Source organism: Bradyrhizobium sp. SOJA106, assembly GCF_059448745.1.
Genome location: NZ_CM182549.1, coordinates 5,090,586 through 5,112,670, shown reverse-complemented (window position 1 = coordinate 5,112,670; position 22,085 = coordinate 5,090,586). Strand labels below are relative to the sequence as shown.

The window sequence follows — 22,085 nt, the reverse complement described above, 5'->3', positions numbered from 1 at the left end:
ACTGCACAGCAACAGGCTCGCGAACCGGAGGCGCGCCTTCTCCTTGAGTCTCCTTCCGATTCTACGATTCGAGTGTCCCAAAGCGGTTTCGGGGCGAGGTCTCGCCTCGGCCGCCTCATGTGCGGAACTTTGAGGGCAAAAAGAACCGTCTCGAAAATTATAATGTAAACAATGGGTTACGAGGGCGTTCCGATCACATCTGCGTGTTATTTGTGCAACACTCTTCCGGAAACGCGCTCCATAGGCCCGTTTCGGAGCGTTCTCTTGTTGTGTGTGCAAGGACGTTCGGTAATTGTGACCGAGCGACGGAGGGGGGCATCCCGAAGTCGTCCCGTTTAGGTCATTCGCTTAAGTCCCTCGCGTTCATGCGGGTGTGTCCGAAGGCGCGAAGGGGCCGAAAGCGGTGATTTAGAGGGGTTGGGGAATTGGCCGTCCGGTCAGTGACCTTCCCTGAAGAGCAACTTGGAGGTTTAACATGAAGTTGGTTAAGAGCCTTTTGCTCGGCTCAGCGGCGGGTCTGATCGCCGTTGGCGGAGCGCAGGCAGCCGATCTCCCCGTGAAGGCCAAAGCGGTCGAATACGTGAAGATCTGCTCCCTGTACGGTGCCGGATTCTACTACATCCCGGGCACTGACACCTGCATCAAGCTGGGTGGTTATCTGCGCGCTGAAGTCGCGCTGAACACCAACTCGGACTTCAGCGGTCAGTTCAACGTTTCGAGCCAGGGCGCCAACGGTGCCCGCAACCGTCTGACGAACTACTACACGATGCGCGCTCGTGAAGATCTGAACATCGACACGCGCACCGCAACCGAGTACGGTGTCGTTCGTACCTTCTTCGACGCCGTGTTCTCCTGGACGACCGGAAACTACGTGGGCACCAACAGCGGTTCGGGTGCGACGCAGTACTCGGGCACCCTCGGCGCGGGCACCAACCCGTTCACCGGCGCTACCACGCTGTATGGCTCGGGCTCCGGCGCGGTGAACTCCACCGACGGCAACACCTCGGGCGGTTCGCTCGGCGTGTACTATGCCTTCATCCAGTTCGCCGGCTTCACGATGGGTAAGGCCGTGTCGCAGTTCGACGCGCCCTGGACCAACTATCCCGGCAACAACTTCGACGGTCTTGTCGGCGGTTCCGGCACGGTCACCGGTGTCAACCAGTTCACCTACACCGCTGACTTCGGTCAGGGCGTGACGGCCGCCTTCTCGGCACAGGATCCGACTCAGTACACCCAGGCGGGTAACCTCAACCTGTCCGGTGGTTCGTTCTACGGTTACTTCAGTGGGTCGATCGCGAACACCGGCAGCGTCGGCGGTTCCCGTTCTCCGGACCTCATCGGTATGGTGCGTGTCGACCAGGCCTGGGGCCTCTTCCAGGCGTCGGTGGTTGCGCATGACAACCATGTTGGTTATTACGGCGCGACCGAGACCACCGGTCACCCCGACGACAAGTGGGGTTGGGCGGTTCAGCTCGCTCTGTCGATCAAGAACATCCCGACCGGTGCGGGTGACGTGATCAACATTTCGGGCGTCTACACCGATGGTGCGACGCGCTACAACTTCCAGAACCTCGCGGGCAGCACGTTCGCGATGTATGGTACATCCAATGTTGCCTATGGCAGTCTTGGCTTTGCTGCTGCTCCGGACACCGTGTTCCTCACGGGCTCCCAGCAGGAGACGGTCAAGACCTGGGGCTTCCGCGGCGCTTACACGCATAACTGGGATCCGTATTGGAACACCGCGATCTACGGTGCCTACGCTCAGGCTCAGTTCGGTTCGCTCGCCAAGGGTGCGATCTGCGGTCCGGCCGGTATCGGTGGCGGTCTGATCGGCGGTGCAGCAGGTCTCACGGGTTGTAACCCGGACTTCGCTGTCGGCCAGGTGGGTATCATCACCCGCTGGACCCCCGTCAAGAACCTGACGTTCTCGGCTGATCTGTCCTGGACCCATCTCGATCAGAAGTATTCCGGCATCATCACTCCGCCGGCTCTGGTCGCGGTTCCCGCCAAGCCGGTCGCGACGTACGAGCTGAAGGATCAGGACACGCTCGTTCTGCTCCTCCGCGCTCAGCGCAACTGGTAAGTTCGGTCTAACGACCTGACAGAAGCCCCGGCGGGAAACCGCCGGGGCTTTTCTTTTGTGGCGGTCTTTTCTCTTTGGGAAATGCTGCGCGAGCGCTGCTCGTGGAACATTTGTCGAGCAAGCAAATCGTCGTAATGGCGCTCTCGGGGCCCGCGAACGGAGACGGCCTCAGACGTTCCGAATGGCAACCGTCCTCATTTCAGGTCCAGAGCACGGCAGTAATAGGCGCTCTCGACGCTGGTCCAGCCCCGGTCTCCTGTTGCTTTGGCACTCGTAGAAGGTCTGAAGCGCAGAACCTCCTGCAGTTCTGGACTGCGGTGCCATCACTGGTGAGTGAGATGGTGCGCTTCCTCTTGAGGGAAGCGGGCTATTCGACGCTGCCGGTGCCGCGGCGCAAATCGGCCTCGATCTGCAGCCGCGTGCCGCCGCCGAAGCGGGCGCGGTAGACCTGAAGGTTCTCCATGATCCGCTGCACGTAGTTGCGCGTCTCGGAGAATGGAATGAGCTCGACCCAGTCGACCGCGTCCACCTTGGGATCGCGCGGATCGCCGTAGCGCTCGACCCATTTCTTCACGCTGCCGCGGCCGGCATTGTAGGCGGCAAAGGTCATGATGTAGGAGCCGCGATAATCCTCCAGCAGGCCACCGAGCTCGGCCGAGCCGAGCGTGGCGTTGTAGACCGAATCGTTCTTCAGCCGCGCCAGATCGTAGGTCGCGCCGTGCCGCTTGCAGACATAGCGCGCGGCGTCCGGCGTCACCTGCATCAGCCCATAGGCCTGCGCCGGCGAAACCACCGAGGGATTGAACGCGCTCTCCTGCCGCGCGATCGCGTAGACGATGCTGCGCTCGACCTCGGGGCCGATCGGCGTGAAATGCGGAATGCCGTTGACGGGATAGGCGTAGAAATCGAAGGGCAGGCCGCGGTTGAGCGCAGCCTTGCCGAGCAGCAGCATGCCGCGCGCGTCGTTGTAGCGCTGGGTGAGCTCGCCCAGGCCCGCGAGTGCTTCGGGATCGCCGTTCTCGCCCATGTCGGCGAGCAGGGGCACGGCGAGCTCACGCTCGTCGAGCTCGTAGAGCAGCTGCGCGGCGCGCACGATCTCCAGCCGCTCGGCGCCGCGGCCGCGCGGCTGGCTGTTGAGTTCGATCTGGGGCAGGCCGAGCTTGGCGCGCGCGAGCTGGCCGTAATAGCTGGTCGATTGCTCGGCCGCGCGGGCATAGGCGTTGCGCGCCTCCTGCTGGCGGCCCGCGGCTTCCGCGGCGCGGCCCTGCCAATAGCCGGCGCGCGCCAGCGTGGTCGGGTTGACGCTACCGACGCCGATGCGGGCGAAATGCTGGGCGGCGGTGGTGGGATCGTTGAGGAAGCGCAGCGCGATCCAGCCCGCGGTGAATTCCTGCTCCGTCTTGTAGATGTCGCGCGAGGGCAGGGCGGCGTCGCGCGCAATCAGGTAGGCGCTGCGGAATTCCTCGTTGTCGATCATCTTGCGCGCCAGCAGGCGCCGCTCGATCCACCATTCGTCGAGATTGTAGAGCCGGCCCGGGTCCTTCGGCGCCGACAGCATCAGCTGGGCGGCCTCAGTGAACTTCTCCTCGCGGCGCAGGAGCTGGATCTTGCTGAAGATGAAGCCGGGATCGTTGTGCAGCTCGCGCGGCACGGCGTCGAGCAGCGCGCGCGCGTTCGGTGCTTTCTTGACGGCGGCGATGCGGGCCTTGGCGAGCGCAACATAACCGGCGCCGAGGCGCTTGGCAGCGCGCATCGCGGCCTCGTTCTCGCTGCCGTAGAGCAGGGTGTCCATCCGTGCCTTCTGGTCGCCCGGCGTCAGCAGCGCGCCGAACTGGTCAAGCGCGTTGTTCTCGGTCTCCTCCGACATCGGATCGCTGCGCCAGGCCTCGCGCACCAGGCGCTCGGCATTGGCCCGGTCGCCGCGCGCCAGCATCGCCTTGGCGAGCGTGAACCGGCCCTTGGCGGAGATCGGCGATTCGTTCTCGAACCACGACCACGCCACCGAATCGTCGCGCCTGTCGTCCCACATCGCGGCCTCGAGGCGGCGGCGCAGGAAGGTCTGCGACGGCCAGCTCGGATTGGCGGAGAGGAAGGCGCGGTAGCGCTCAACGCTCGCGCCATTGTCCTCGCTGCGCAGGATGACCCATTCGGCGAGTTTTCGCGCGACAGGATCGGATATCGAGGCGGCGTAGTTGGTGGCGTCGCCCGCCTTGCGCTTGCGCACGAGCTCGATAACGGTCTCCAGCGTGTCCTTGTCGGCTTGCGACGTCGAGGAGGTCGCAGCGACCGCGGCCGGCGTCACCGGCTTGCGCGGCGTGGCATGCTGGCGCGTCGCCGGAGCCAGCACGGGCGCGGCGATCGGTTTGGCGGGCGCCGGGGCGTTCGGTCTGATCGTGGCCGTCACCGCCGGCGCGGATGCGGCCTTGGGAGATGAACTGCCGGCGGTCGGCGCTGATTTTGGCGTGGGGGCCGCTGCGGCAGGCTTGGGCTTGTCCTTCGTGGGGCCCGTGCTGACGGTCTTGCCTGCGTCCTTGGTCGGCTTCTTCGACGCATCCTTGGCAGGGGTGTTCGCCGCACCTTTGCTCGCGCCCTTGGCTGCGTCCTTTGAAATGTCCTTCGAACTGTCCTTGCCGGTTCCCTTATCTGTTCCCTTGTCTGTTCCCTTGGCAGGTGCCTTCGGCGTGTTCTTGGCGGTGTCCTTGGCGGCCGGTTTCGCGCTGTCCTTGGTACCTTCCGCGCTCGTCTCGTTGGACTTGGCGAGAGCAGCGCAGCCGACCGAGAGCCCTGCGGTCAGGCACAGAACCAGGCCAATGGATCGCCACATGGCACGCGGAAAGGAGATCACGGCGTTTCGTCGCCCCGAATCAGTCAGTTGGCTCAAGATCTAGCTGTATTTGATTGAATATGCGGACAAAATACCAACAGCCGCTTACCTCCGCCCGATTTGCACCAGCACCGCGGCAAAATCGCGGCCTAAACGGTGCGTCCCGCGGCAGCGGCCCTTTTACCGGCGGGATAGACCCGATATGTATGGGGCTCGCTCTCAAGAGATCGCCGCGTACGGAGGAAGTCCATGGCAGCCAAGACGAAATTCCGGGGGTCGTTCACCGCCTTGGTCACGCCCTTCAAGAACGGCTCGGTGGACGAGGCGGCGTTCCGCTCCCTGGTCAACTGGCAGATCTCCGAGGGCACCAATGGCCTCGTCCCGGTCGGCACCACCGGCGAGAGCCCGACGCTGAGCCATGACGAGCACAAGAAGGTGGTCGAATGGTGCATCGCTGAGGCCAAGGGCCGCGTGCCCGTCGTTGCCGGCGCCGGCTCCAACTCGACCAAGGAGGCGATCGAGCTCTCCCAGCACGCCGAGAAGGCGGGCGCGGATGCCGTGCTGGTCGTCACGCCCTACTACAACAAGCCGACCCAGGAAGGCCTCTACCAGCACTTCAAGGCGATCAACGACGCGATCGGGATCCCGATCATCATCTACAACATCCCGCCGCGCTCGGTGATCGACATGTCGGTCGACACCATGAAGCGGCTGTGGGAGCTGAAGAACATCGCCGGCGTCAAGGACGCCACCGCCAGCATGGTGCGCGTGTCGCAGCAGCGCGCGGCGATGGGCGAGGATTTCAACCAGCTCTCCGGCGAGGATGCCACCATCCTCGGCTACATGGCCCATGGCGGCCACGGCTGTATCTCGGTGACCTCGAACGTCGCGCCGCGCCTGTGCGCGGAGTTCCACACCGCCTGGCAGAAGGGCGACACCAAGGCGGCGCTCGCGATCCACGACAAGCTGATGCCGCTGCACAACAACCTCTTCATCGAGAGCAATCCGGCGCCGATCAAGTACGCGATGTCGCTGCTCGGCAAGTTCGACGAGACGCTACGGCTGCCGATGGTTCCGGTTTCCGAACCGACCCGCGCCGCGGTGCGCAGCGCCATGGTGCACGCCGGCCTGATCAACTGATGTGCTGACAAATCGGGGAGCTGTCCATGAGCGTCGACGAAAAGGGCAGGCAGATGCTCAAGGAGTTCCGCGAATTCGCCATGAAGGGTAACGTCGTCGATCTTGCGGTCGGCGTCATCATCGGCGCGGCCTTCGGCGCCATCGTCACGTCGCTGGTCGGCGACATCATCATGCCGATCATTGGTGCGGCGACCGGCGGCCTCGACTTCTCGAACTACTTCGTCCCCTTGTCGAAGTCGGTCACCGCCACCAACTTAGCGGATGCGAAAAAGCAAGGCGCAGTGCTTGCTTACGGCAGCTTCCTGACACTGACGATCAACTTCATCATCATCGCCTTCGTGCTGTTCCTGGTGATCCGCGCCATGAACACCTTAAAGCGCAGGGAAGAGACCAAGCCCGCTGAGCCGCCCAAGCCGTCGGCCGAGGTCGTGCTGCTGACCGAGATCCGCGATCTCCTCAAGAAGTGACGCGCGCGCTTCACCCAAACTGTTAGCTTTGCTGCGCATCCCGATCAGGTTTTGACTTCAGGTTTCACTTGCATGGCCGACAAGAACGAACGTCCGATCAAGGTCATGGCGGAAAATCGCAAGGCCCGCTTCAACTATGCGATCGAGGACACGATCGAGGCGGGCATTGCGCTGACCGGCACCGAAGTGAAGTCGATCCGCAACGGCAAGAGCACGATCGCCGAGTCCTACGCGGATTCGAAGGACGGCGAGATCTGGCTGATCAACGCCACCATTCCCGAATATCTCCAGGGCAACCGCTTCAACCACGAGCCGAAGCGACCGCGAAAGCTGCTGCTGCATCGGCGGCAGATCAACAAGCTGATGGGCGCGGTCGATCGCGAGGGCATGACGCTGATCCCGCTCAAGCTTTACTTCAACGAACGCGGACGGGCCAAATTGCAGCTCGCTGTTGCGAAGGGCAAGAAGCTGCACGACAAGCGCGAGAGCGAGAAGAAGCGCGACTGGAGCCGCGAGAAGGGCCGCCTGATGCGGGCGCGGGGATAGCGGCAAACGGATCGCGGCAAGAGGACGGCGAGAACACGGATGTCTCAGAAGAACCTGCTCGAGGTCGATTGGAGCCAGATTCCTGCGCCGGCCGATGACGGCGGTGCCGCGCATCTGAAGGGCATGACGCTGCCGGCGATCAGCCTGCTCGCAACCGACGATACGTCAGTGACGCTGTCGGCGCTCTCCGGCCGCACTGTGGTGTTCGCCTATCCGCGCACCGGCGAGCCCGGCAAGATCGCGCTGGTCGACGATTGGGACATGATCCCGGGCGCGCGCGGCTGCACGCCGCAGACCTGCGCGTTCCGCGATCTGTTCGCCGAGCTGAAGGCGGCCGGTGCCTCGCACGTGTTCGGGCTCTCGACCCAGAGCAACGAATACCAGACCGAGATGGCCTCGCGGCTGCATCTGCCCTTTCCCGTGCTCTCGGACGAGAAGCTGGCGCTGACACGTGCCTTGAAACTGCCGACCATGGAGGTCGCAGGGCTGACCCTGATCAAGCGCCTCGCGCTGATCATCGACGATGCCCGCATCACGCATGTGTTCTATCCGGTGTTTCCGCCCGACCGGAATGCCGGGGACGTGCTGGATTGGCTGAAGGCCAATCCAGCGAAGAGCTAATCCAGATCCGCCTTCACCTTCGCAAACACGGACCGGAACATGTCAGGCGTCAGCACGCCGGTGTTGGTGTTGTAGCGCGAGCAGTGATAGCTGTCGTAGAGCCTGAGCGCACCGGCCTGATGCACGGCGCCATGGCCGAAGGGGGCTTGCGAGCCCTTCAGGTTCAGCGGCTTGAGCACGCTGTCGTGCGCAATGCGCCCGAGCGCGATAATCGCGCGCAGCTTCGGCATCGCCGCGAGGTTGGCGACGAGGAACCGGCGGCAGGTATTGATCTCGATCGGCAGCGGCTTGTTCTGCGGCGGAACACAATGCACGGCATTGGCGATCCGGCAATCGACCAGCCTCAATCCGTCGTCGGGACGGGCCTGATAGCTGCCCTTGGCAAAGCCGTATTCGAGCAGCGTGGCGTAGAGCAGATCGCCGGCATAGTCGCCGGTGAAGGGACGGCCGGTGCGGTTGGCGCCCTGCATCCCCGGCGCCAGCCCGACGATCAGAAGGCGTGCCGTGATATCGCCGAAGGGGGCGACCGGCGCATTGTGCCATAACGGCTCGCGCGCCCGGTTGGCCTCGCGAAAGGCGACCAGGCGTGGACAGAGCGGACAATCACGGTCGGGGACGACGGTGAGAGGCTGGCGGCTCGACCGGGCCGCCTCACTCCTCGAAGTCGTCATCGCCCCTCGGCGCCATCGTGGTTGCGCGCTGGAGGAATTGCGGGGCGTGGTGGCGTCCCTCGCCACGCTCGCCGCGGTCACGCGGGGCGGGGCGTTCGGACGGGTCGCGGCCGAGCTTGGACTGCAGCTCGACGAGGTCGGTGAAGACGTCGGCCTGCCGGCGCAGCTCGTCCGCGATCATCGGCGGCTGGCTGGCGATGGTGGAGACCACGGTGACCCGCACGCCGCGGCGCTGCACGGCCTCGACCAGGGAACGGAAGTCGCCGTCACCCGAGAACAGCACCATCTGGTCGATGTGCTCGGCGAGCTCCATGGCATCGACCGCGAGCTCGATGTCCATGTTGCCCTTGACCTTGCGGCGGCCGGAGGCGTCGATGAATTCCTTAGTCGCCTTGGTCACGACCGTGTAGCCGTTGTAGTCGAGCCAATCGATCAGCGGGCGGATCGAGGAGTATTCCTGATCCTCGATGATCGCGGTGTAGTAGAACGCCCGCAGCAAGGTCCCGCGGCTCTGAAACTCCTTCAGCAGGCGCTTGTAATCGATGTCGAAGCCCAGGGTTTTCGCCGTGGCGTAGAGATTGGCCCCATCGATGAAGAGCGCGATCTTGTTGGTAGGGGAAGGTGACATTCAGTTGCTCGCGTAGTGTTCGTGATTGATCGTTTATTGTTGGCGCGGCGGCAGCACGCCGCGCACTTCTACAGTGCTGCCGAAGCCCGTCGAAACCGCAAATCCGGAGAAGTCGGGGCAATCAAGGTATAGTTATGGCGGTCATGCATACACCCGGCGCTGCCCCGTCCGACAGCCCGGAAAATCACTCGACCCAGCCCCAATGTGGGGGTAGCAGAGCCGTTTGGCGAGGCCAAATCACAATTTGGCCTTGCGAAATTGCCCCGGCCCCTATAACTAGCCCCGATCATCCACATATTTCGTCCCAACCACAACGGAGCGGCAGTCCATGGCTCGCGTCACCGTAGAAGATTGTATCGACAAGGTCGACAACCGGTTTGACCTGGTCCTGCTGGCCGCACACCGTGCGCGCATGATTTCGTCCGGTTCACAACTAACGGTTGACCGCGATAACGACAAGAACCCTGTTGTGTCTTTGCGCGAAATTGCTGACCAGACGATCTCGCCGGAGGACCTCCGCGAGGAGCTGGTGCATTCGCTCCAGAAGTTCGTCGAGGTCGACGAGCCCGAGCCGGACACCGTGCCCTTGATCGGTTCCGCTGGGGCCAGCGTCGATGCGGACGATACCGAAGTTGCCGTCGAGCGCATGACCGAAGAGGAGCTCCTGAAAGGTCTCGAAGGTCTCGCGCCGCCTGAGGAGCAGCCCGAGGAGGACGAGTAACTCGTCCCATCGCAGTCATCGACTTCTTGTGATCTTATCAAAGGCCCGAACCGTTGTTCGGGCCTTTGCTTTTGTTGGCGTTTTCGTGGTTACCATAGTGTTGCCGGTTCGCGCCGCGCCCTGTCACTGAATTGATGAATTGATCGGGACCCGCGCGGGATCGGAGCTAAGATGTATACAACGGGCTCTCTCGTGGTCCGTTCGAAGGCAGGATGGCATGGTGTATCGGCGCCGCAGACCAACGCAGATGCTGGCCGCAACCGAATCGGTTGCCGTGGCCCCGACTGCGCCGGTGGCCCGTCCGGCCAAGCCCCGCGCGCGCATGATGCGTCAATATGACCTCGTCGAGCGGGTCAGGTCCTACAACCCCAACACCAACGAAGACCTGCTGAACCGCGCCTATGTCTACGCCATGAAGGCGCATGGCTCGCAGACCCGCGCCTCGGGCGATCCATACTTCTCGCACCCGCTCGAAGTGGCGGCGATCCTCACCGACCTCAAGCTCGACGATGCCACCATCGTCGCCGCGCTGCTGCACGACACCATCGAGGACACCGAGGCGACGCGGGCCGAGATCGACCAGATCTTCGGCCCCGAGATCGGCGTGCTGGTCGAGGGCCTCACCAAGCTGAAGCGGCTGGAGCTGGTATCGCGCGAAGCCAAGCAGGCCGAGAACCTGCGCAAATTGTTGCTGGCGATTGCCGACGATGTCCGCGTCCTGCTGGTGAAGCTCGCCGACCGCCTGCATAACATGCGCACGCTGGACTTCGTTCCGACGGAATCGCGCCGTCGCATCGCCGAGGAGACGCTCGACATCTATGCGCCGCTCGCCGGGCGCATGGGCATGCAGGAGATGCGCGAGGAGCTGGAGGACCTGTCGTTCCGCACCCTCGATCCTGAGGCCTATTCGGTGGTGATGCAGCGGCTCGACGCACTCGCCGAGCGCAACCGCAATCTGATCGGCGAAATCGAGGACCAGCTCTCCAACAATCTGCGCCACCGCGGCTTGGGGGCGCGCGTCTATGGCCGCCGCAAGAAGCCATTCTCGATCTGGACCAAGATGGAGCGCAAGTCGGTCGGGTTCGAGCAATTGTCCGACATCTTCGGCTTTCGACTGGTCGTCAACGACATCGAGGCCTGCTATCGCGCGCTCGGCATCGTCCACACCACCTGGCCGGTGGTGCCGGGGCGCTTCAAGGACTACATCTCGACGCCGAAGCAGAACGACTATCGCTCGATCCATACCACGGTGATCGGGCCGGGCAACCAGCGCGTCGAGCTTCAGATCCGCACCGAGGAGATGGACCAGATCGCGGAGCGCGGCATCGCCGCGCACGTGTTCTACAAGGAGGGCGTCGGCTCGCCGACCGAATTCCTCAAGCGCGAGTCCAACGCGTTCGCCTGGCTGCGCCACACCATCGGCATCCTCTCGGAGAGCGCCAATCCGGAAGAATTCCTCGAGCACACCAAGCTCGAACTGTTCCACGACCAGGTGTTCTGCTTCACCCCCAAGGGCAAGCTGATCGCGCTGCCGCGCCATGCCAACGTGATCGACTTCGCCTATGCGGTGCATACCGACGTCGGCAACAGCGCTGTGGGATGCAAGATCAACGGCAAGTTCGCGCCGCTGTCCTCGGAGCTCCAGAACGGCGACGAGGTCGAGGTGCTGACCTCGGAGGCGCAATCGGCACCGCCCTCGGCCTGGGAGACGCTCGCGGTCACCGGCAAGGCACGCGCCGCGATCCGCCGTGCGACGCGCACCGCCGTGCGCGATCAATATGCCGGTCTCGGCCGCCGCATCGTCGAGCGCCTGTTCGAGCGCGCCAAGATCGAATATGCCGACGACAAGCTCAAGGGTGCGCTGCCGCGGCTGGCGCGCACGTCGATCGAGGACGTCATGGCGGCCGTCGGTCGCGGCGAGATCAAGGCCTCCAACGTCGCGCGCGCGATGTATCCCGACTACAAGGAGGAGCGCGTCGCACGCTATGGCGTCAAGAAGGGCCTTGCCGCCAAGCTCAAGGACAGGTCGTCCGAGTCGCCGCGCAGCGCCGTCGCGATCCCGATCCGCGGCATCAATTCCGACCTGCCGGTGAAGTTCGCGCCGAACGGCGGCGCCGTGCCGGGCGACCGTATCGTCGGCATCGTCACGCCAGGCGAGGGCATCACGATCTATCCGATCCAGGCGCCGGCCCTGAAGGATTTCGAGGAGGAGCCGGAGCGCTGGCTCGACGTCCGCTGGGACATCGAGGACACCGCGCCGCAGCGCTTCCCGGCCCGCATCAAGGTCGAGAACGTCAACGAGCCCGGCGCGCTGGCGCAGATCGCGACCGTGATCGCCGAGCACGACGGCAACATCGACAATATCAGCATGCAGCGCCGCTCGCCCGATTTCACGGAAACGACGATCGATCTCGAAGTCTACGACCTCAAGCATCTGAGCGCGATCCTGGCCCAGCTGCGTGCCAAGGCTGTCGTCGCCAAAGTCGAACGTGTTAATGGATAGACGCTGCTTGCTACGTCTGCCTCTGATTTCGTGAGTCCTGAAATGCCCGCTTCTCCGCTCCGCCTCGGCGTCAATATCGACCATGTCGCGACCGTGCGTAACGCGCGCGGCGGCCGCCATCCCGATCCGGTGCGCGCCGCGCTGCTGGCGATCGAGGCCGGCGCCGACGGCATCACCGCCCATCTGCGCGAAGACCGCCGGCACATCCGCGATGAGGACATGGCGCGGCTGAAGGCCGGGATCTCCAAGCCGCTGAATTTCGAGATGGCGGCGACCGACGACATGATGCGCATCTCGCTGGCCACCAAGCCGCACGCGGTGTGCCTGGTGCCCGAGCGCCGCCAGGAGGTGACGACCGAAGGCGGGCTCGATGTGGTCGGCCAGCACAATGCGCTCGCGCCCTACATCGCGCGGTTGAACGATGCCGGCATCCGCGTCTCGCTGTTCATCGCCGCCGACCCTGCGCAGATCGAGATGGCGGCGCGGCTACGCGCGCCCGTGATCGAGATCCACACCGGCGCCTGGTGCGACGCCGTCGTCGACGGGCACACCGACAAGGCGGAAGCCGAATGGCAGCGGATCGTGGCGGGGGCGAAGCTCGCAAAACGAGCCGGGCTCGAGGTTCACGCCGGCCACGGCCTCGACTATGCCACGGCGGAGAAGATCGCCGAGCTGCCGGAGATCATGGAGCTCAATATCGGCTACTACATGATCGGCGAGGCGCTGTTTGTCGGCCTTGCCGAGACGGTGCGCAGCATGCGCGCGGCGATGGATCGCGGCCGGAGCCGGGCATGATCATCGGCATCGGCTCCGACCTGATCGACATCACCCGCGTGGCCAAAGTGATCGAGCGCCACGGCGAACGCTTCCTCGACCGCATCTTTACGGCGGCCGAGCGGGCCAAGGCGGAGCGGCGTGCCAAGAGCGAGAGGATGGTGATGGCGACCTACGCCAAGCGCTTCGCCGCCAAAGAGGCCTGCTCCAAGGCGCTCGGCACCGGCATCAGGCGCGGCGTGTGGTGGCGCGACATGGGCGTGGTCAACCTGCCGGGCGGGCGGCCGACCATGCAGCTGACCGGCGGCGCCCTGGCCCGGCTCGAGGCCCTGACGCCGGTGGGATTCGAGCCAAGAATCGACCTGTCGATCACCGACGACTGGCCGCTCGCCCAGGCCTTCGTCGTCATTTCGGCCGTCCCGCTCGCCAAGCCCTGACCGTTTCGCGCCCATTTTATAATTCGTATTCAAAATCAATACCTTGTGCAGTTTTGATGCGATCCTTGATTGCGTGGCCTCCGACAACCGTCTAAAAGTCGCGACGCAAATCAGGCTGGGCGAATTCGGCTTTACGCCGGAATTGGCCCTCACTATCAGAATCAGGACAATCTCCTTGGGCCGCGAGCGATGGGCTGTTCGCGGGAGGAGGGCGCTCTGTGACCGCCGGCCGGAATTGAGAGAGCAATGAGCGTGACTTCGGGAACGAAAACTGAGAGCGGCGTCGGCGAAACGATCCGGGTCGTGATCCACGCTCTCCTGATCGCGCTGGTGATCCGCACCTTTCTGTTCCAGCCCTTCAACATCCCCTCGGGTTCGATGAAGGCGACGCTGCTGGTCGGCGATTATCTGTTCGTCTCGAAATATTCCTACGGCTATAGCCACTACTCGATTCCGTTCTCGCCGCCGCTGTTCTCGGGGCGCATCTGGGGCGCGGACCCGAACCGCGGCGATGTCGTCGTGTTTCGCCTGCCGAGGGAAGACTCCACCGACTACATCAAGCGCGTGATCGGCCTTCCCGGCGACCGCATCCAGATGAAGGACGGGCTGCTCTACATCAACGACGTCCCGGTGCAGCGCGAGCGGTTGAGCGACTTCGTCGGCGAAGACCCTTGCAGCTCGTCCGACACGGAGCGGGTCACGACGGCGCGGGTGAAGCGCTGGAAGGAGGTGCTGCCGAACGGCGTCTCCTATGAGACCCTCGATTGCGTCGATAACGGCTTCTACGACAGCACCAGTGTCTACACCGTGCCGCCCGGCCATTTCTTCATGATGGGCGACAATCGCGACAATTCGACCGACAGCCGCGTCCAGTCGGCGGTGGGCTATGTGCCCCAGGAGAACCTGATCGGCCGGGCCCAGATGATCTTCTTCTCGATCGGCCAAGGCGAGCATGCCTGGATGTTCTGGCGCTGGCCGTGGTCGGTGCGCTGGAATCGCTTCTTCAAAATCGTCCGATGAAAGACGAAGCCAAGGACATCGCGACCCAATCGATCGAGGCGCAAGCCGCTCCCGAGAGCGAAGCTGCAACGAAGACGCCTGCCAAGAAGAAGCGGGCGCGGAGCAGCAAGAAGGCCAAGGCGAAGGCGGCGGATGCCAACGCTGCGCTCGAGGCACGCATCGGCCACGCCTTCACTGACCCGAACCTGTTGATGCAGGCGATCACGCATGTCTCCGCGCTGAAGTCGGGGCGCAAGCGCGGCGACAGCTATCAGCGGCTGGAATTCCTCGGCGACCACGTGCTCGGCCTCGTCGTCTCCGACATGCTCTATCACGCCTTCCCGAACGCCGACGAGGGCGAGCTGTCCAAGAGGCTTGCCGAGCTGGTGCGGAAAGAGAGCTGCGCCGACGTCGCAAAATCGCTCGGCCTGCTCGACGACATCAAGCTGGGGTCAGTCGGGTCCAGCGCGGATGCCCGCCTGCGCAAATCCATCCTCGGTGATATCTGCGAAGCCGTGATCGGTGCCATCTTCCTCGACGGCGGCCATGCGGCGGCGTCCGAGTTCGTCAAGCGCAACTGGACCGAGCGCATGCACAAGCCGCGGCGTCCCTTGCGCGATCCCAAGACCGTGCTGCAGGAATGGGCGCAGGGCAAGGGATTGCCGACCCCTGTTTACCGCGAGGTCGAGCGCACCGGCCCGCATCACGATCCGCAGTTCCGTGTCGCGGTGGACCTGCCCGGACTGGCGCCGGCCGAAGGCGTCGGTGGCAGCAAGCGCGCGGCGGAGAAGGTCGCGGCGTCGGTCATGATCGAACGCGAAGGCGTTGGCGGCGGCAATGACGGCTGAAACAAGCGGCGAGATGCCGACCGCGACGCGCTGCGGCTTCGTGGCGCTGATCGGCGCGCCCAATGTCGGCAAGTCCACACTGGTCAATGCGCTGGTCGGGGCCAAGGTCACGATCGTCTCGCGCAAGGTGCAGACCACGCGCGCGCTGATCCGCGGCATCGTGATCGAGAACAATGCGCAAATCATCCTCGTCGACACACCCGGCATCTTCTCGCCCAAGCGCCGGCTCGACCGCGCCATGGTGTCGACCGCCTGGAGCGGGGCGCATGATGCCGATCTCGTCTGCGTGCTGTTGGATGCCAAGACCGGTATCGACGAGGAGGCCGAGGCGATCCTTGCCAAGGCCGCAAGCGTCAATCACGACAAGATCCTTGTCATCAACAAGGTCGACCTGGTCCAGCGCGAGAAGCTTTTGGCACTCGCGCAGGCCGCCAACGAGCGGATGACGTTCGCCAAGACCTTCATGATCGCGGCGATCTCGGGCGACGGCGTCGACGACATCCGCACGACGCTTGCCGAGATGGTGCCGCCAGGTCCGTTCCTCTATCCCGAGGACCAGATGTCGGACGCTCCGATGCGGCAGCTCGCGGCCGAAATCACGCGCGAGAAGATCTATCAGAAGCTGCACCAGGAATTGCCCTACCAGTCCACGGTCGAGACCGACAAGTGGGAGGAGCGCAAGGATCATTCGGTGCGCATCGAGCAGACGATCTTCGTCGAGCGCGAGAGCCAGCGGAAGATCGTGCTCGGCAAGGGCGGCGCCACCATCAAGTCGATCGGTGCCGACTCGCGCAAAGAGCTGATGCAGATCCTGGATGTGCCGGTGCATCTGTTCCTGTTCGTCAAGGTGCGCGAGAACTGGGGCGACGATCCCGATCGCTACCGCGAGATGGGCCTGGACTTTCCCAAAGAATAACCAAGAAAAGATCGGTATCGGATGAGCGTGCCCAGTAACGTCCGGCGCTTCGAAGCGCTGCTCTATGCGTCACTGATGCTGGATGCCTTGTCGGTCGCGGTGCAGGACCGCACGCCCAATGCCGAGACGACCGAGCAGATGATCATGACGGCGACCCTGCTCGCCGGCGGCATGATCCTGCTGCTGGTCTATTTCGTCTGGCTGGCGGCGCGTTGGCGCAAGAACTGGCCGCGCTGGGTGCTGGCGGCAGCGCTCGTTCTCTCGGTGATCTCGCTCGGCCAGATCATCGGCGAAAAGGGCCTGGAACTCGATAGCGCCATCGAGATCGTCTCCTGCGCGCTGACGGCGATCGGACTGTATTTCTCGTTCACCGGCGACGCGCAGGGCTGGTTCAACGCGTGAGGGTCTCGTGTCCCGGACAAGGTGCAGCGCGTCAGCACTGCGCCGCAGAGCCGGGACCCAGGAGCGCGCGGAGAGATGGGCCCCGGCTCGGCAACGCATCGCTGGCGCGCCGCGTTTGGTCCGGGGCACGAGTGCGTGCGAGAGGCACCGGAATCCTGTAGACTCACTTCCATGGAATGGACCGACGAAGGCATCGTGCTGGGGGTGCGGCGGCATGGCGAGAGCAGCGCCATCGTCGAGCTCTTGACCCGCGCGCATGGCCGCCATCTCGGGCTCGTGCGCGGCGGTGCCAGCTCGCGGCTGCGACCTTTGCTCCAGCCGGGCAACAGCGTCAGTGCGGTGTGGCGGGCGCGGCTCGACGAGCATCTCGGGACCTATGCGATCGAGGGTCTGAAGCTGCGTGCAGCGACGCTGCTGGGGTCGTCCCACGGGGTCTACGGCGTCACCCATCTCGCCTCGATCGCGCGGCTGCTGCCGGAGCGCGATCCGCATGAAGACATCTTTGCGCTGCTGGAGCATTCGCTCGACGATTTCGACGATATCGGCAGCGCCGCCGTGCATCTGATCCATTTCGAGCTGGCGATGCTCGCCGAGCTCGGCTTCGGGCTGGCGCTGGAGAATTGCGCGGTGACCGGCGAGACGACGGACCTGATCTACGTTTCGCCCAAATCCGGCGGCGCGGTGTCGCGCGGCGCGGGCGAGCCGTGGCGGGACCGGCTGCTGCGCCTGCCGCCGTTCCTGCGCCACGGCGAAGCCGCGAGCGAGCTGACCGAGCGGGATCTCCAGGATGGCTTCCGGCTCACCGGTCTGTTCCTGCTGCGCCATGTGCTTGAGCCGCGAGGCCAAGGCCATTCCGACGCGCGCGCGGGCTTCATCAATGCGCTGATGCGGCAGCAGGCGAGAGCTGCAATTCCGGCGCCATGAGTTGATCGCGCCTGGCTTGCCCGTCCAGTTTCGGTTCCCGGGGGAACTAAATCGGCCCAATCGAGTTCGCCCCCGCAGGGTTCCACAACGGGGGACAGCCCAAATGTTGATCAGGGGATTTGCCTTGTCCGCGGCGCTGGTCGCGCTCGCGCCTGACGCAACGGCCGGCGAACCGCAGCCGGGTGTGTTTCGGCGCGCCTCCTGCACTCTCGTCCGGTATTATGTGGCCAAATATTCCGCTGCAGCCGCAGAGACATGGGCGCGATCCCATGGTGCCACGGAGGCCGAGATCGAGGCGGCCCGCCGCTGCCTGACCAACGTGCCAGCCCCGGCGCCGGCCAAGACCCCGCCCGTGACGGCCGGCTGGGCAGGCCAATAGGCTGCCCACAGGGAACCATTCGATCCTTGCCCGATTCGCTTCCACGGTTTAACCGGGCGGCATGGGAAAGCGAATCGTTCCGCCGGAAGAACCGGCCGAAATTCACGAGGTGCCGCTGCGTGAGGCGCTCGAAGAGCGCTATCTCGCTTATGCGCTCTCCACCATCATGCACCGTGCGCTGCCCGATGCGCGCGACGGCCTGAAGCCGGTGCACCGGCGCATCCTCTACGGCATGCGCCTGCTCCGCCTCGACCCGGGCACCGCCTTCAAGAAGTCCGCAAAGATCGTCGGCGACGTGATGGGCTCGTTCCATCCGCATGGCGACCAGGCGATCTACGACGCCATGGTTCGTCTCGCGCAGGATTTCTCCTCGCGCTATCCGCTGGTCGACGGCCAGGGCAATTTCGGCAATATCGACGGCGATAACCCCGCCGCCTACCGCTACACCGAAGCGCGCATGACCGACGTCGCGCGCCTGCTGCTCGAAGGCATCGACGAGGACGGGGTTGAATTTCGCGCCAATTACGACGGCCAGTCGAAAGAGCCGGTGGTGCTGCCCGGCGGCTTCCCGAACCTGCTCGCCAACGGTGCGCAGGGAATCGCGGTCGGCATGGCGACCTCGATCCCGCCGCACAACGCCGCCGAGCTGTGCGACGCAGCGTTGCATCTGATCGAGAAGCCCGACGCCAAATCCAAGGCGCTCTTGAAGTGGGTCAAGGGCCCGGATTTTCCGACCGGCGGCATCATCGTCGATTCCAAGCAGGCCATTGCTGAGGCCTACACCACCGGCCGCGGCTCGTTCCGCGTCCGCGCCAGGTGGTCGCACGAAGAGGGCGCACGCGGCACCTGGGTCGTCGTCGTCACCGAGATTCCGTTCCTGGTGCAGAAGTCGCGGCTTATCGAGAAGGTCGCCGAGCTGCTGGATCAGAAGAAGTTGCCGCTGGTCGGCGACATCAGGGACGAGTCGGCCGAAGACGTCCGCATCGTGATCGAGCCGAAGTCGAAGAACGTCGACCCGGCGCTGATGATGGAATCGCTGTTCCGGCTCACCGAGCTCGAAAACAAGATTCCGCTGAATCTGAACGTCCTGATCAAGGGCAAGATCCCGAAGGTGGTGGGGCTCGCGGAGTGCTTGCGCGAATGGCTCGACCATCTGCGCGACGTGCTGATCCGCCGCAGCAACTACCGCAAGGCGCAGATTGAGCACCGCTTGGAGGTCCTCGGCGGCTTCCTGATCGCCTATCTGAACATCGACAAGGTGATCAAGATCATCCGCACCGAGGATGAACCGAAGCCGGCGTTGATCAAGGCGTTCAAGCTCACCGAGGTGCAGGCCGAAGCCATCCTCAACATGCGGCTCCGCTCCCTGCGCAAGCTCGAGGAGATGGAAATCCGCACCGAGGACAAGAACCTCCGTGCCGAGCTCAAGGGCATCAACGCGGTGCTCGCCTCGGAAGCCGAGCAATGGAAGAAGGTCGGCGAGCAGGTCGGCAAGGTCCGCGACATGTTCGGACCGAAGACGCCGCTCGGCAAGCGCCGCACCACCTTTGCCGATGCGCCCGAGCACGATCTCGCCGCGATCGAGGAGGCCTTCGTCGAGCGCGAACCGGTGACGGTCGTCGTCTCCGAGAAGGGCTGGATCCGCACCATGAAGGGCCATGTCGAGGATCTCTCGGGGCTCGCCTTCAAGCAGGACGACAAGCTCGGTTTCGCCTTCTTCGCCGAAACGACGTCGAAGCTGCTGCTGTTCGCGACCAACGGCAAATTCTACTCGCTCGACGTCGCGAAACTGCCCGGCGGCCGCGGACACGGCGAGCCGATCCGCCTGTTCATCGACCTCGAGCAGGAGGCCGCACCCGTCGCGCTGTTCGTCCACAAGGGCGGACGCAAATTCCTGGTCGCGAGCCACGAGGGCCAGGGCTTCGTCGTCAACGAGGACGATTGCGTCGGCACCACCAAGAAGGGCAAGCAGGTCCTCAACGTCGACATGCCGAACGAGGCGCGCGCGATCGCCGAAGTGCTCGGCGACACCGTCGCGGTCATCGGCGAAAATCGCAAGATGCTGATCTTCCCGCTCGAGCAGGTGTCCGAAATGGCCCGCGGCCGCGGCACGCGGCTGCAGAAGTACAAGGACGGCGGTCTCTCCGATGTTGCTGTGTTCGACGCCAAGGCGGGTCTGACCTGGAAGGACTCTGCGGGTCGCGAATTCTCCGCGAGCATGAAGGAGCTTGCCGAGTGGCAAGGCAATCGCGGCGATGCCGGCCGCCTGCCGCCGAAGGGCTTCCCGAAGTCGAACAAGTTCGGCAGGGTGATCGGGTAGGGCGGTCTCGTGTCCCGGACGCGCTGCAACGCGTGAGCGTTGGGCATGCCGGACTTTGGGAATGTCGAGAAGTAACGCAATGTACGATGTCATTGTTGTCGGCGGCGGCTCCGCCGGCGCCGCTGTGGCCGCCCGGCTGTCCGAGGACCCTGCACGGCGCGTCCTGCTGTTAGAGGCGGGGCTCGACTGGCGCGCCGACGAGGCGCCCTGGGAGGTGCGAACGCCGAACCCGATCCCGATCATCCACAAGCGCGAGTACCAGGAGAAATGGCAGTGGCCTGATCTCCTGACGCGCCGCGTGGCGGGGCAGGAGCCGCGCTTCTACTGGCGCGGCAAGGGGCTCGGCGGCTCCTCGATGATGAATGGCCAGATCGCGATCCGCGGCGTTGCCGATGCCTTCGACGAATGGGCCGCCAATGGCTGCACCGGTTGGTCGGCCAAGGACGTGATGCCGCTGTTCTCGGTGATCGAGGACGATCTGGAATTCGGCGACGCCGAAGGCCATGGCCGCGGCGGACCGCTGCCGGTCTATCGCGCGCCGCCCGAACAATGGGGACCCGTCGATCGCGGCCTGCGCGATGCGGCGCTGGCGAGCGGCTATCCCTGGTGCGCCGATCTCAATGGCCCCGACGGTGAGGGCGTTGCCTGCTACCCCATCAACAGCCGCGACAGCCGCCGCATCACCACCAATGAGGGTTATCTCGAGCCCGCGCGCGGCCGCGCCAATCTGGAGATCCGCGGCCACGCGCTGGTCGATCGCGTGCTGATCAGTGACGGAAGGGCGACCGGCGTCCGCGTTCATAGAGAGGGGCAGGGCACCCACGAGATCAGCGCGCGTCAGATCGTGCTGTGTGCCGGCGCGATCCACAGTCCGGCGATCCTGCTGCGTTCCGGCATCGGGCCGGCCGAAGAGCTGAAGGCGCTGGGGATTGCGGTCGAGCGCGACCTGCCGGTCGGCCGGCATTTTTTCGACCATCCGCTGTTTCGCGCCACGATCCAGCTCCGCGAGAATCTGCGGCCGACCGATCCGGACACTCGCCACACCAATTGTTGCGTGACCTATTCATCGGGCCTCGCCGACGGCGGCAAGCGCGACATGATCCTGATCGCGTTCAACCATCGTGGTATCGGCGTGCCCGGGGCGATCGGCGCCGGGCTGTTCAACGCCTATTCGCGCGGAACGCTGAAGCTGGCTTCAACCGACCCATCCATCGATCCCGTCGTCGAGGAGAACATGCTCGCCGATCCCCGCGACATGCTGCGGATGATGGACGCGGTGAAACGGCTGGCCGTGATCACGTCGCAGCCGGCGCTATCAGGCATCGCCGACTGGATCAGGTTGGCCGACACCGATTTGACGCTGCCGCAGGCCGCCAGCCTGCCGGATCGCGAGCTCGATGCGTTGCTGCGCCGAGAGACCGGCGACATCCAGCATGCCGCCGGCAGCTGCCGCATGAGCGGCGTCAACGACGGCGACGGCGTGGTCAATCCCGATGGCACCGTGAAAGGGATCGGCGGCCTGCGCGTCGCCGACGCCTCGATCATGCCATCCGACTGCCGCGCCAACACGCATTTCACGACGGTGGTGATCGGGGAGGCGATCGCGCGGATGATGATGCGGTAGCGCGACAACGAAGGTGTCTTGCCCCGCCGAGGCACCAGTGGGTTCGCACAATGTCCGCTGCGGAGTACTGGATCGCCCGCCTTCGCGGGCGATGACACCGAGGGAGAATGAGCCAAGACTGGCCACCGCTCCGTTATACGTTTCAAACAGCGGGCGAGCGTTCGCGTTCTCGCGGCTTAAAGCGCCCGAGTTCTACCTCTCGCAACGCCCTCGTAAGACAAGGGCGCAGGGAAGGCCGGGCGCCAGCTGGCACCCGCA

General features: G+C 64.5%; 20 protein-coding genes. 17 read left to right on the top strand and 3 right to left on the bottom strand.

Annotation, left to right across the window (positions count from 1 at the left end; translation table 11 throughout):
• Positions 1–475: 475 nt before the first annotated feature.
• Positions 476–2,083 carry a porin gene (locus AC5V87_RS23860; RefSeq protein WP_456838086.1) on the top strand — a complete coding sequence of 536 codons (1,608 nt, stop codon included), beginning with the start codon at positions 476–478 and terminating at the stop codon, positions 2,081–2,083.
• A gap of 367 nt (positions 2,084–2,450) precedes the next feature.
• On the opposite strand, the gene AC5V87_RS23855 is transcribed toward AC5V87_RS23860, so the two are convergent.
• On the bottom strand, positions 2,451–4,928 hold the full coding sequence (locus AC5V87_RS23855) for a transglycosylase SLT domain-containing protein (RefSeq protein ID WP_495367951.1): 2,478 nt from the start codon (positions 4,926–4,928) through the stop codon (positions 2,451–2,453).
• A 228-nt stretch (positions 4,929–5,156) separates the two neighbouring features.
• On the opposite strand from AC5V87_RS23855, the gene dapA reads away from it, so the two are divergent.
• From dapA to AC5V87_RS23835, 4 genes are all read left to right on the top strand, one after another.
• Positions 5,157–6,047 carry a 4-hydroxy-tetrahydrodipicolinate synthase gene (dapA, locus tag AC5V87_RS23850; RefSeq protein WP_456838087.1) on the top strand — a complete coding sequence of 297 codons (891 nt, stop codon included), beginning with the start codon at positions 5,157–5,159 and terminating at the stop codon, positions 6,045–6,047.
• A 53-nt stretch (positions 6,048–6,100) separates the two neighbouring features.
• A complete protein-coding gene (gene mscL, locus AC5V87_RS23845; protein WP_456843320.1) occupies positions 6,101–6,514 on the top strand; it encodes a large conductance mechanosensitive channel protein MscL in 414 nt (137 codons plus the stop codon).
• Between the two features lie 72 nt (positions 6,515–6,586).
• Complete coding sequence (gene smpB / locus AC5V87_RS23840; protein ID WP_035709956.1) at positions 6,587–7,060, top strand: SsrA-binding protein SmpB; 474 nt, start codon at positions 6,587–6,589, stop codon at positions 7,058–7,060.
• A 39-nt stretch (positions 7,061–7,099) separates the two neighbouring features.
• Positions 7,100–7,681: a peroxiredoxin gene (locus tag AC5V87_RS23835; RefSeq protein ID WP_456838089.1), complete on the top strand. Its 582-nt coding sequence runs from the start codon at positions 7,100–7,102 to the stop codon at positions 7,679–7,681.
• Here the strand turns inward: AC5V87_RS23835 and AC5V87_RS23830 are convergent.
• Positions 7,678–8,352 carry a uracil-DNA glycosylase gene (locus AC5V87_RS23830; RefSeq protein WP_456838090.1) on the bottom strand — a complete coding sequence of 225 codons (675 nt, stop codon included), beginning with the start codon at positions 8,350–8,352 and terminating at the stop codon, positions 7,678–7,680. The two genes, AC5V87_RS23835 and AC5V87_RS23830, sit on opposite strands and share 4 nt — an antisense overlap.
• On the bottom strand, positions 8,333–8,980 hold the full coding sequence (locus tag AC5V87_RS23825; RefSeq protein ID WP_018644573.1) for a LabA-like NYN domain-containing protein: 648 nt from the start codon (positions 8,978–8,980) through the stop codon (positions 8,333–8,335). Before AC5V87_RS23825 ends, AC5V87_RS23830 begins: the two co-directional genes overlap by 20 nt.
• A 328-nt stretch (positions 8,981–9,308) precedes the next feature.
• On the opposite strand from AC5V87_RS23825, the gene rpoZ reads away from it, so the two are divergent.
• From rpoZ to AC5V87_RS23765, 12 genes are all read left to right on the top strand, one after another.
• On the top strand, positions 9,309–9,701 hold the full coding sequence (gene rpoZ / locus AC5V87_RS23820; RefSeq protein WP_027522935.1) for a DNA-directed RNA polymerase subunit omega: 393 nt from the start codon (positions 9,309–9,311) through the stop codon (positions 9,699–9,701).
• A gap of 217 nt (positions 9,702–9,918) precedes the next feature.
• Entirely contained in the window at positions 9,919–12,204 is a 2,286-nt protein-coding gene (locus AC5V87_RS23815; protein WP_456838091.1) for a RelA/SpoT family protein, read from the top strand.
• Positions 12,205–12,246: 42 nt separating this feature from the next.
• Complete coding sequence (locus tag AC5V87_RS23810) at positions 12,247–12,999, top strand: pyridoxine 5'-phosphate synthase (RefSeq protein WP_495367950.1); 753 nt, start codon at positions 12,247–12,249, stop codon at positions 12,997–12,999.
• The gene (gene acpS, locus AC5V87_RS23805) at positions 12,996–13,415 is read left to right on the top strand and encodes a holo-ACP synthase (RefSeq protein WP_456838093.1); all 420 of its coding nucleotides are present in this window, start codon (positions 12,996–12,998) and stop codon (positions 13,413–13,415) included. The genes AC5V87_RS23810 and acpS overlap by 4 nt, the downstream gene beginning before the upstream one ends.
• Positions 13,416–13,661: 246 nt before the next feature.
• On the top strand, positions 13,662–14,435 hold the full coding sequence (gene lepB / locus AC5V87_RS23800; RefSeq protein ID WP_027559600.1) for a signal peptidase I: 774 nt from the start codon (positions 13,662–13,664) through the stop codon (positions 14,433–14,435).
• Entirely contained in the window at positions 14,432–15,262 is an 831-nt protein-coding gene (rnc, locus tag AC5V87_RS23795; protein ID WP_456838094.1) for a ribonuclease III, read from the top strand. The genes lepB and rnc overlap by 4 nt, the downstream gene beginning before the upstream one ends.
• Positions 15,252–16,178, top strand: coding sequence for a GTPase Era (gene era / locus AC5V87_RS23790; protein WP_456838095.1), 927 nt, complete (start codon positions 15,252–15,254; stop codon positions 16,176–16,178). The genes rnc and era overlap by 11 nt, the downstream gene beginning before the upstream one ends.
• Positions 16,179–16,199: 21 nt before the next feature.
• Complete coding sequence (locus AC5V87_RS23785) at positions 16,200–16,580, top strand: hypothetical protein (protein ID WP_456838096.1); 381 nt, start codon at positions 16,200–16,202, stop codon at positions 16,578–16,580.
• Positions 16,581–16,751: 171 nt separating this feature from the next.
• The gene (gene recO, locus AC5V87_RS23780) at positions 16,752–17,504 is read left to right on the top strand and encodes a DNA repair protein RecO (RefSeq protein WP_456838097.1); all 753 of its coding nucleotides are present in this window, start codon (positions 16,752–16,754) and stop codon (positions 17,502–17,504) included.
• 103 nt (positions 17,505–17,607) lie between these two features.
• Positions 17,608–17,883 (top strand): hypothetical protein, encoded by a 276-nt coding sequence (locus tag AC5V87_RS23775; RefSeq protein WP_495367949.1) that lies wholly within the window; start codon positions 17,608–17,610, stop codon positions 17,881–17,883.
• Positions 17,884–17,944: 61 nt separating this feature from the next.
• On the top strand, positions 17,945–20,203 hold the full coding sequence (gene parC / locus AC5V87_RS23770; RefSeq protein ID WP_456838099.1) for a DNA topoisomerase IV subunit A: 2,259 nt from the start codon (positions 17,945–17,947) through the stop codon (positions 20,201–20,203).
• 79 nt (positions 20,204–20,282) lie between these two features.
• On the top strand, positions 20,283–21,827 hold the full coding sequence (locus tag AC5V87_RS23765; RefSeq protein WP_495367948.1) for a GMC family oxidoreductase: 1,545 nt from the start codon (positions 20,283–20,285) through the stop codon (positions 21,825–21,827).
• Positions 21,828–22,085 lie beyond the last annotated feature (258 nt).

Coding starts and splice junctions, on each gene's coding strand:
- AC5V87_RS23860 (WP_456838086.1), top strand. CDS start 476: ATGAAGTTGGTTAAGAGCCTTTTGCTCGGCTCAGCGGCGGGTCTGATC.
- dapA (WP_456838087.1), top strand. CDS start 5,157: ATGGCAGCCAAGACGAAATTCCGGGGGTCGTTCACCGCCTTGGTCACG.
- mscL (WP_456843320.1), top strand. CDS start 6,101: ATGCTCAAGGAGTTCCGCGAATTCGCCATGAAGGGTAACGTCGTCGAT.
- smpB (WP_035709956.1), top strand. CDS start 6,587: ATGGCCGACAAGAACGAACGTCCGATCAAGGTCATGGCGGAAAATCGC.
- AC5V87_RS23835 (WP_456838089.1), top strand. CDS start 7,100: ATGTCTCAGAAGAACCTGCTCGAGGTCGATTGGAGCCAGATTCCTGCG.
- AC5V87_RS23830 (WP_456838090.1), bottom strand. CDS start 8,352: ATGACGACTTCGAGGAGTGAGGCGGCCCGGTCGAGCCGCCAGCCTCTC.
- AC5V87_RS23825 (WP_018644573.1), bottom strand. CDS start 8,980: ATGTCACCTTCCCCTACCAACAAGATCGCGCTCTTCATCGATGGGGCC.
- rpoZ (WP_027522935.1), top strand. CDS start 9,309: ATGGCTCGCGTCACCGTAGAAGATTGTATCGACAAGGTCGACAACCGG.
- AC5V87_RS23815 (WP_456838091.1), top strand. CDS start 9,919: ATGGTGTATCGGCGCCGCAGACCAACGCAGATGCTGGCCGCAACCGAA.
- AC5V87_RS23810 (WP_495367950.1), top strand. CDS start 12,247: ATGCCCGCTTCTCCGCTCCGCCTCGGCGTCAATATCGACCATGTCGCG.
- acpS (WP_456838093.1), top strand. CDS start 12,996: ATGATCATCGGCATCGGCTCCGACCTGATCGACATCACCCGCGTGGCC.
- lepB (WP_027559600.1), top strand. CDS start 13,662: ATGAGCGTGACTTCGGGAACGAAAACTGAGAGCGGCGTCGGCGAAACG.
- rnc (WP_456838094.1), top strand. CDS start 14,432: ATGAAAGACGAAGCCAAGGACATCGCGACCCAATCGATCGAGGCGCAA.
- era (WP_456838095.1), top strand. CDS start 15,252: ATGACGGCTGAAACAAGCGGCGAGATGCCGACCGCGACGCGCTGCGGC.
- AC5V87_RS23785 (WP_456838096.1), top strand. CDS start 16,200: ATGAGCGTGCCCAGTAACGTCCGGCGCTTCGAAGCGCTGCTCTATGCG.
- recO (WP_456838097.1), top strand. CDS start 16,752: ATGGAATGGACCGACGAAGGCATCGTGCTGGGGGTGCGGCGGCATGGC.
- AC5V87_RS23775 (WP_495367949.1), top strand. CDS start 17,608: ATGTTGATCAGGGGATTTGCCTTGTCCGCGGCGCTGGTCGCGCTCGCG.
- parC (WP_456838099.1), top strand. CDS start 17,945: ATGGGAAAGCGAATCGTTCCGCCGGAAGAACCGGCCGAAATTCACGAG.
- AC5V87_RS23765 (WP_495367948.1), top strand. CDS start 20,283: ATGTACGATGTCATTGTTGTCGGCGGCGGCTCCGCCGGCGCCGCTGTG.